6 protein-coding genes, 1 rRNA gene and 1 pseudogene are annotated in these 7,330 nt (G+C 67.7%); 4 read left to right on the top strand and 4 right to left on the bottom strand.

What is annotated here, in order from left to right:
• From AC1DO7_RS37690 to AC1DO7_RS37675, 4 genes and pseudogenes are all read left to right on the top strand, one after another.
• Positions 1–135 (top strand): annotated as a pseudogene (locus tag AC1DO7_RS37690) (DUF58 domain-containing protein); the annotation flags it as partial.
• Positions 132–2,156: a transglutaminase TgpA family protein gene (locus AC1DO7_RS37685; RefSeq protein ID WP_441650229.1), complete on the top strand. Its 2,025-nt coding sequence runs from the start codon at positions 132–134 to the stop codon at positions 2,154–2,156. The pseudogene AC1DO7_RS37690 and the gene AC1DO7_RS37685, both read left to right, overlap by 4 nt.
• 117 nt (positions 2,157–2,273) lie before the next feature.
• Positions 2,274–2,762 (top strand): MarR family winged helix-turn-helix transcriptional regulator, encoded by a 489-nt coding sequence (locus tag AC1DO7_RS37680; RefSeq protein WP_441621844.1) that lies wholly within the window; start codon positions 2,274–2,276, stop codon positions 2,760–2,762.
• Positions 2,759–4,333, top strand: a complete 1,575-nt coding sequence (locus AC1DO7_RS37675) for an MFS transporter (RefSeq protein WP_441650228.1) — start codon at positions 2,759–2,761, stop codon at positions 4,331–4,333. Before AC1DO7_RS37680 ends, AC1DO7_RS37675 begins: the two co-directional genes overlap by 4 nt.
• Before the next feature lie 199 nt (positions 4,334–4,532).
• Here AC1DO7_RS37675 and AC1DO7_RS37670 read toward each other — a convergent pair whose 3' ends face one another.
• The 4 genes from AC1DO7_RS37670 to rrf form a co-directional block, all read right to left on the bottom strand.
• Entirely contained in the window at positions 4,533–4,850 is a 318-nt protein-coding gene (locus AC1DO7_RS37670; RefSeq protein WP_441621841.1) for a hypothetical protein, read from the bottom strand.
• 296 nt (positions 4,851–5,146) lie between these two features.
• The gene (locus tag AC1DO7_RS37665) at positions 5,147–6,610 is read right to left on the bottom strand and encodes a DegQ family serine endoprotease (protein WP_477117321.1); all 1,464 of its coding nucleotides are present in this window, start codon (positions 6,608–6,610) and stop codon (positions 5,147–5,149) included.
• Positions 6,611–6,739: 129 nt separating this feature from the next.
• Positions 6,740–7,042 carry a GIY-YIG nuclease family protein gene (locus tag AC1DO7_RS37660; protein ID WP_441650226.1) on the bottom strand — a complete coding sequence of 101 codons (303 nt, stop codon included), beginning with the start codon at positions 7,040–7,042 and terminating at the stop codon, positions 6,740–6,742.
• Between the two features lie 190 nt (positions 7,043–7,232).
• Positions 7,233–7,330, bottom strand: a 5S ribosomal RNA gene (gene rrf, locus AC1DO7_RS37655); the annotation flags it as partial.

The following is a 7,330-nucleotide window of genomic DNA, read 5'->3' as shown; positions in this document are numbered from 1 at the left end:
GTGGAGATCGGCCTGCGGCTGCCCGGCGTGGAGATCGCGCCCGGCCGCGGTGGCCCGCATCGCCGCGCCTGCCTCGAGGCGCTGGCGCTGTGGCCTGGCAAGCCGGGACAGCCCGCGCCGGAAAGCCCGCGATGAAAGCGCCGCCGCGCGCGCTCGCCCACGAAGAGCACGGCCTGTTGCTCGGGCAGCTGGCGCTGGTGCTGGCGCCGCAGGCACGCGGGCTGCCCGTCACCATCAGCGTCCTGCTGGTCTTGCTGATGGGCTGGCGCTGGCTGCTCTGGCGCCAGCGCGCGCCGCTGCCGTCGCGCCTGATGCTCGGGCTGACCGCCGGGCTGGTGCTGCTGGTGGCCGCGGCGCTGGCGTGGCAGGCCGGCGGCAACATAGGCCGCGATCTCTCGGTGGCATTGCTCGGCGCCTTCGTCGTGCTCAAGCTGCTCGAGTGCCGCGTGCTGGCCGACGCCACGCTGGTGACGCAGCTCTGCTTTTACCTGCTGCTGAGCCTGTACCTGTTCGACCAGCCTTTCTGGCTGGCGCTGTATGGCCTCGCCATCGCTGCCTGGCTGCTGCGCAACTGGCTGTTCCTGGGCCATCCGGAGGCGCGCGGCTATCTCGCGGTATGGCCGCTGCTAGGCCGGCTGACGCTGATCGGGCTGCCGTGGGCGCTGGTGCTGTTCGTGCTGTTTCCCCGCCTGGACCGACCGCTGTGGCGTTTGCCGCAGGCCGAGGCGGTAGCCGCCACCGGCATCAGCGACACCATGAGCCCCGGCAGCGTGAGCCAGCTGACGCAGTCGACCGAAGTGGCGCTGCGCGCCGACGTGCAAGGCGGCCCGCTGCCGGCCGGCGCCCTGTACTGGCGGGCGCTGGTGTTTTGGCAGTTCGACGGCCAGACCTGGCGCCCGGCGCCGGGCAGGCAACGCGCCGCGCAGCCCGCGCCGGGGCTGCCGCCAGCTGCCGACGCGACGGACACCGTGGCTGGCACAGCCGCGAACACGGCGGCGACCGGCGTGATCGACTACAGCATCACGCTCGAACCCAGCCAGCACCCGTGGCTGTTCCTGCTCGACCGCGGCCAGGCCATCGCTGCCGAAGCCGGCGCCACGATCAATGCCGACGGCGAGTTTTTCGTCCGCGACGCGGTCGACCGGCGCCTGCGCTATCGCGCGCGCTCGGCGCCGGGCGCAGCGCAAGCGCTCGATCCGCAGGCACTGCAACTGGCGCTCTCGCTGCCGCCCGGCAACCCGCGCAGCCGCGCGCTTGCCGCCGAATGGGCGCAGCGCTATCCGGAGCCTGCGCAACGCGCGCAGGCCGCGCTGCAGCTGTTCGCGGCGGCGCCGTTCGGCTACACGCTGTCGCCCGCCCCGCTCGGGCGCGAACAGATCGACAGCTTCCTGTTCGACACCCGCCGCGGCTTCTGCGAGCACTATGCCAGCAGCTTCGTCTTCCTGATGCGCGCGGCGGGCGTGCCGGCGCGGGTGGTCACGGGCTACCTGGGCGGCGAGTACAACCCGATCGGCGGCAACTACATCGTGCGCCAGGCCGATGCGCACGCATGGGCGGAGATCTGGCTGGCCGGACGCGGCTGGGTGCGCGTCGATCCCACCAGCGCGGTGGCGCCGAGCCGCGTCGAGCGCGGCATCGACGCGGCGCTCGACGCCAGCGAGATCGAGGCGCTGCGCGCGGTACGCGACCCGGGCTGGCTGCGCAACCTGCGCTGGGGCATGGATGGCATGGTCTACACCTGGCAGCGCTGGGTGCTGCAATACGATCGCGGCCAGCAGGCCCGGTTCATGCATCGGATAGGCGTCGGCGACAGCCTGCCGCAGGCGTTGCTCGGCGGGTTGGCCGCGCTCAGCCTGCTGGGGCTAGTGCCGCTCATGCGCCGGCGCCGCGAGACCGATCCGGTACAGGCGCTCTATGCGCGCTTCTGCCGGCAACTGGCACGCCACGGGTGCGTACGCTCGCCTTCCGAGGGGCCGCAGGATTTCGCCGAACGCGCGGCGCTCGCCTGGCCGGCCGCCGCCCGCGCCGTGCACGATTTCAACCAGCGCTATGTCAGGCTGCGCTACGGGCAACTTGCGCCGGCGCTGCGTACGGCCGAGCTGGCCGCGCTGCGCCGGGCCCTGCGGCAACTCCACCGCACCCCGCGGGGCGCATGAAGCTGCCGAGCCGCCCGTCATCTCGGCGACTTGTTTCAAGTGATATAATTTCATACGAAATCAATTCGCCAGTGCAGCACCCGCTTGCGCCGGCATCACCAGAAGCATTACGCCTCCATGTCGTTCGAAGACCGCATTGAACGCTTTTGTGCCAGCCACCCCGAGGCACCGCGTGACCTGATCCTGGCCTCGCGGCTGCTGCTGCGCACGGCGCGCCTGCTGCGCGACCATATCGACCGGGCACTTGCACCGTTCGAGCTGGACCTCCAGCAATACCTGGCGATCAGCATGCTCGCCACCGATGACGCCCAGCCGACGCTGCCGTCCGAGCTAGGGCTGACGCTCGACGCCACCCGCACCCAGATGACACGCCTGATGGACAGCCTGGCAGCGCGCGGGCTGGTACGCCGCAATGCTTCCACGCAGGACCGCCGCAGCACCGAGCTCGTGCTCACCGCGGCCGGCCTGCGCCTGCTCGAACGTGCCGCACCGGCGGTGCACGCCGCTTACGCCGAAGCCTGGCAGCCACTGGGAGACAGCGGCCTGGGCACCACCACGCGGGCCCTGAACCGCATGCACAAGAACCTGCTCGCGCTGGAGCCATGAGATCAGGCTCTGCCTTGCGCCCGCTTCGGCTCGGGCTGCGCTGGCTGCGCCTGCTCAGCCGCCGGCAGCGGCAGACACTGGTCATGCTGCTGCTCGCGCTGGCCACCTCGGTCGAGTTTCTCGAGAACATCATGTTCGTGTTTGCGTCCAGCCACATCGTCGGCGGCGTGGACGCGGACCCGCGCAGCTTCGCCCTGGTCCAGGCCGCCTACGCGGTCGGCAGCATGTTGATGATCCTCAAGCAGCAATGGCTGGCGCAGCGCTTCGGCTACCGCTACTACCTCACCGGCGCGCTGCTGATCTTCATGGCGGGCACGCTGGCGGCGGCGACCAGCCATTCGCTGCCGCAGCTGGTGGGCGCGCGCTTCGTCCAGGGCGTCGGTGGCGGCGCGCTGTTTACGAGCTGCCGCATCCTGGTCAATGTGATGTTCGCGCCGGCCGACCGGCCCCGCGCGGCGCGCATCTTCATGCTCGGCATCTTCTCGGCCTCCGCGGTGGCGCCGGCACTGGCGGCGGAACTGATCGAGCGCGGCGTGTGGCAGGACGTGTTCTACGGCGCGCTGCCCTTCGCGGCGCTGGCGGCGCTGGGCGCGTGGCTGCTGCTGCCCGATGCGGAGCCGGGCAACGACGACCAGGGCCCCGCGCTTGGCCCGCTGCTGCTGTTCGGCGCGGCGGTAGTGTCGCTGCAGGCCGCCCTGACCGAGGCCCGCTTCGACGTCTTTTCGCACCCGCTGCGACTGGTGGCGATCGGCGCGGTCGGGGTCGGCCTGTTCGGCTGGTTCCTCTGGCAGCAATGGCACCACAGCGCGCCAGTGCTGCGCGTGCGCGCGCTGCGCAACCCCGTCTACCTGACCGGGCTGGGGATGTACTTCGCCTACTATCTGATCAGCAACCTGAGCGCCTACGTGTTCCCGATCTACGCGGAACAGGCGCTGGGCATGCCGCTGGCCACCACCGGCTGGCTCAACAGCTTTGCCGCCATGGTCAGCCTGGCCGGCATCGTGGTTTATCTGCGGGTGGCGCCAAAGCTGCCGCACAAGAAGCCGCTGATGGCGAGCGGGCTGCTACTGATGGCAGGCGCGGCATGGTGGTTTTCGTCGATGCCGCCGGACGCCGGTACGCAGGCGCTGATCGCCGGGCTGATCGGCAAGGGCCTGTTTGGCGTGATGGTGATCATCCCCATCGCGGGCCTGACCTTCCGCTCGCTGGCCGAGGAAGACTTCGCGCATGGTTATCGCAGCAAGAATCTGCTGCGCCAGATCGCTGCCTCGTTTGCCTCCGCGCTGGGCGCTGTACTGTTGCAGAACCGGCAGTTCGCCGTGCACACCAGCCTGACCGGCGCCCTTGGCCAGCACACCGCACAGGCACAGCAATGGCTGGACGCGGTGCAGGCGGGCTGGAGCGCGCGCGGCTTCGATGCCGGCAGTGCGCACCAGGCCGCGATGGCGCAACTCGCCAGCCTGGTCGACTCGCAGGCCCGGCTGATTGCGTGCGAGGACCTGTACCGGCTGATCGCGGTGCTGGCGTTGACCGCTGCGGCCTTCATGCTGGCTCAGAGACGCCTGGACTGAACGGAGCGCGACTGAACGGAGAGCGGCAGGGACTGGTTCGGATACGGCGTGCGTGCCGCGGGGATGGTGAGGCGGGCGTCACCGCTTGGCGGCTTGCCGTGGGCAATGCGTGTGGCCGGGCTGGATCGCTGCGGCGCGCTTGCGCGATACGGGCACTGCATCTGCCGGCAAAGCCGCCGGCGACATCGGAGTCCTGCGCTTAGAACAGCGGCAGCTGGCGCATGCCGAAGCCGATGGTTTCTTCCACACGCATGCGCGCATGCACGAGCGAGCCTTCCGCGCCGGAATAGTTGCCGGCGGCCCAGTGATAGACAACCGGCAGCTCGCCACGATCTGACAGGCGTACCTCGCCAAGCTTCTCGCCACGCTCATTGCGGTAGAAGTGCGAACGGTAGCCACGCTCCCAGTGCGGGGCTTCAGCTTTCTTGCGGCGGCGCGGAGAGGGCGTCGATTGCGGCAGGCGCCGCGCTCTTTCGGTACCCGTGATCGCGGACGCGCGGGTGAAATCCAACTGCATAGACTTCCTTGTGTCTTCGAGTCAGCAAGACGAATTCGCAACAAGGGCCTGCAGCCGTCGCGGCGTGTCTTGCGTCGCAGTCGAGATAATACCTGTTACAGCGCGTTCTGACAGCCCTATTTGCACCGGAATTCGGCTTCCAGCAAGGCTTGGCGGGCCGGACGTATACCTGGCGTATACGTCCGCGTATACGTCCGCGTATACGTAAACGTATACGCGTTTACCGGCCCGCTCACGTTTTCCGACTCGATTATCACCGCGCTTTCGGCGGCGGCTTACCACGCTTCCAACGACGCTCAACCGAGGTCGAGCGGGATGAAAATACGGGCGTCATCGCGCTGCACCAGCAAGGCGACCTGCTTGCCGGACTTCGACACCAGCGCGCGCAACTGATCCGCCGAACTGATCGGCGTGCCGTTGATCGACAGTATGACGTCGCCGGGCTGGATGCCTACCTTGGCCGCCGGGCCCGCGACATCCTCCACGACCAGGCCGCCGTCGATGCCGCTGTCGCGCTTCTCCGTGGGGCTCAGCGGACGCACCGCCAGGCCGAGCTTGCCACCCGCATTGTTGGCGGGACTCTTGTCGGCGACAGCCGCATCCTTCGCCGTGCCGATCTTGACGGTCAGGGTCACGGGCTCGCCTTTGCGGATCACCTTGAGCGAAGTCTGCGTGCCCGGCGCGAGGTCGGCGACGTGCTCGGGCAGGTCGCCCGAATGATCGATCACGTCGCTTCCCAGTTGCACGATCACGTCGCCCGGCTTGACGCCGGCCTTCGCCGCGGGGCTGTCAGGCTCGACCGAGTTCACCAGCGCGCCGCTGGGCTTCGGCAAGCCGAACGATTGCGCCAGGGCCTGGTTTACCTCTTGCACGCCGATGCCAAGACGGCCGCGCGTAACCTTGCCGTGCGCGACCAGTTGCGCCTGCACCTTGCTGGCCACGTCGATCGGAATCGCAAAGGAGAGTCCCTGGTAGCCACCGGTCTGGCTGTAGATCTGCGAGTTGATGCCGATCACCTCGCCGCGCTGGTTGAACAGCGGGCCGCCCGAATTGCCGGGATTGACGGCAACGTCGGTCTGGATGAACGGCACATAGGTGTCGTCCGGGAGCGAGCGCGACTTGGCGCTGACGATGCCGGCGGTCACCGTGTTTTCGAAACCGTAAGGCGATCCGATGGCGAGGACCGGTTCGCCCACGCGCACGCGCGACGGATCGCCCAGGCGCACCGTCGGGAGATTCTTCGCATCGATGCGGATCACGGCGACGTCCGTCTGCGCATCCGCACCGAGCACCTTGGCCTTGAACTCGCGGCGGTCCGTCAGCTTGACGGTTACCTCCTGGGCGCCGTCCACCACATGGGCATTGGTCATGATCAGGCCATCCGGGCTGATGATAAAGCCCGAGCCGAGGCCACGCACCAGCTGCTGCTGGCCGCTCTGCGGACCCTGGAACTGCGGACCGAAGCGCTTGAAGAACTGGAACAGCGGGTCGTCGGGGTCCATGCCCTGCGGCACCTGCGCCGRGGTGCGCTGCGCGCGCGCGGTCACGCTGATATTGACCACGGCAGGGCCGTACTGGTCGACGATGCCCGAAAAATCAGCCGGGGTGGCCACGGCCACTGGCTGCGACGATGCCGTCGCGGGCGCCTGCGCGGCATATCCCGGCGTGATGACTTCCTTCTGCAGATAGGTATACCCCCCGGCGAGCGCAGCCAGGGCAGCAATACCGATGGCAGAGCGGGCTAGTGTCTGGCGGATCATGGCGTCTTCCTTTCCTGAGTTACCTTGGGCGTCCTCGAGCCGGGACGCGACAGGACCATGCTAAGGGGCCATCCTTAAACCAGACTTAAGGGAAGGAAAGGAAGTGGGAACTCTGGAGTCCGCGGCGTACTAGCTGGCCGCAGTCATTTGCCCGGGATCGTTATTTTCCGACAACATCGCGCATAATGCGCGCTTTTGCGCTGAATTCAGGCGCTTGGCGGCAGCCTCGGCCTTCGAGGCTTCCGAGCGGTTTTCGAATTCCTGCCAGGCGAGGATCCGGATCGGCTTGCGTGAACGCGTGTATTTGGCGCCGGTTCCTGCCTGATGCTGGGCAAAACGACGCTCCACATCGGTCGTGATGCCGGTGTAGATGGTATTACCTTCGCATTCGAGCAGGTAGAGAAACCATGAAATGTTGCTCTCGGCTGGCATCCGGGGCGATTAGAGGTATATGGAAACAGAGCAATTATGCCGGCTGGCACGATGACTGCAAAGGCACCGTGCATTCAGGCCATCGCAAGACCGCCGCTGCGGACCGGTCGCTGCAAATTGGCCGCCATAAATCGGCCGCCCCAAAAGCAAAACCCCCCAGTACTTGCGTACTGAGGGGTTTCAAGGGAGAGCCTGGCGATTACCTACTTTCACACGGGTAATCCGCACTATCATCGGCGTGGAGTCGTTTCACGGTCCTGTTCGGGATGGGAAGGGGTGGTTCCAACT

The sequence above is a fragment of the Cupriavidus sp. 05N40 genome (assembly GCF_056397305.1).
This window is presented reverse-complemented; position numbering and strand designations above follow the sequence as displayed.

What these genes read in the sequence shown, in the direction of transcription:
- AC1DO7_RS37685 (WP_441650229.1), top strand. Translation starts at nt 132, where the DNA reads ATGAAAGCGCCGCCGCGCGCGCTCGCCCACGAAGAGCACGGCCTGTTG.
- AC1DO7_RS37680 (WP_441621844.1), top strand. Translation starts at nt 2,274, where the DNA reads ATGTCGTTCGAAGACCGCATTGAACGCTTTTGTGCCAGCCACCCCGAG.
- AC1DO7_RS37675 (WP_441650228.1), top strand. Translation starts at nt 2,759, where the DNA reads ATGAGATCAGGCTCTGCCTTGCGCCCGCTTCGGCTCGGGCTGCGCTGG.
- AC1DO7_RS37670 (WP_441621841.1), bottom strand. Translation starts at nt 4,850, where the DNA reads ATGCAGTTGGATTTCACCCGCGCGTCCGCGATCACGGGTACCGAAAGA.
- AC1DO7_RS37660 (WP_441650226.1), bottom strand. Translation starts at nt 7,042, where the DNA reads ATGCCAGCCGAGAGCAACATTTCATGGTTTCTCTACCTGCTCGAATGC.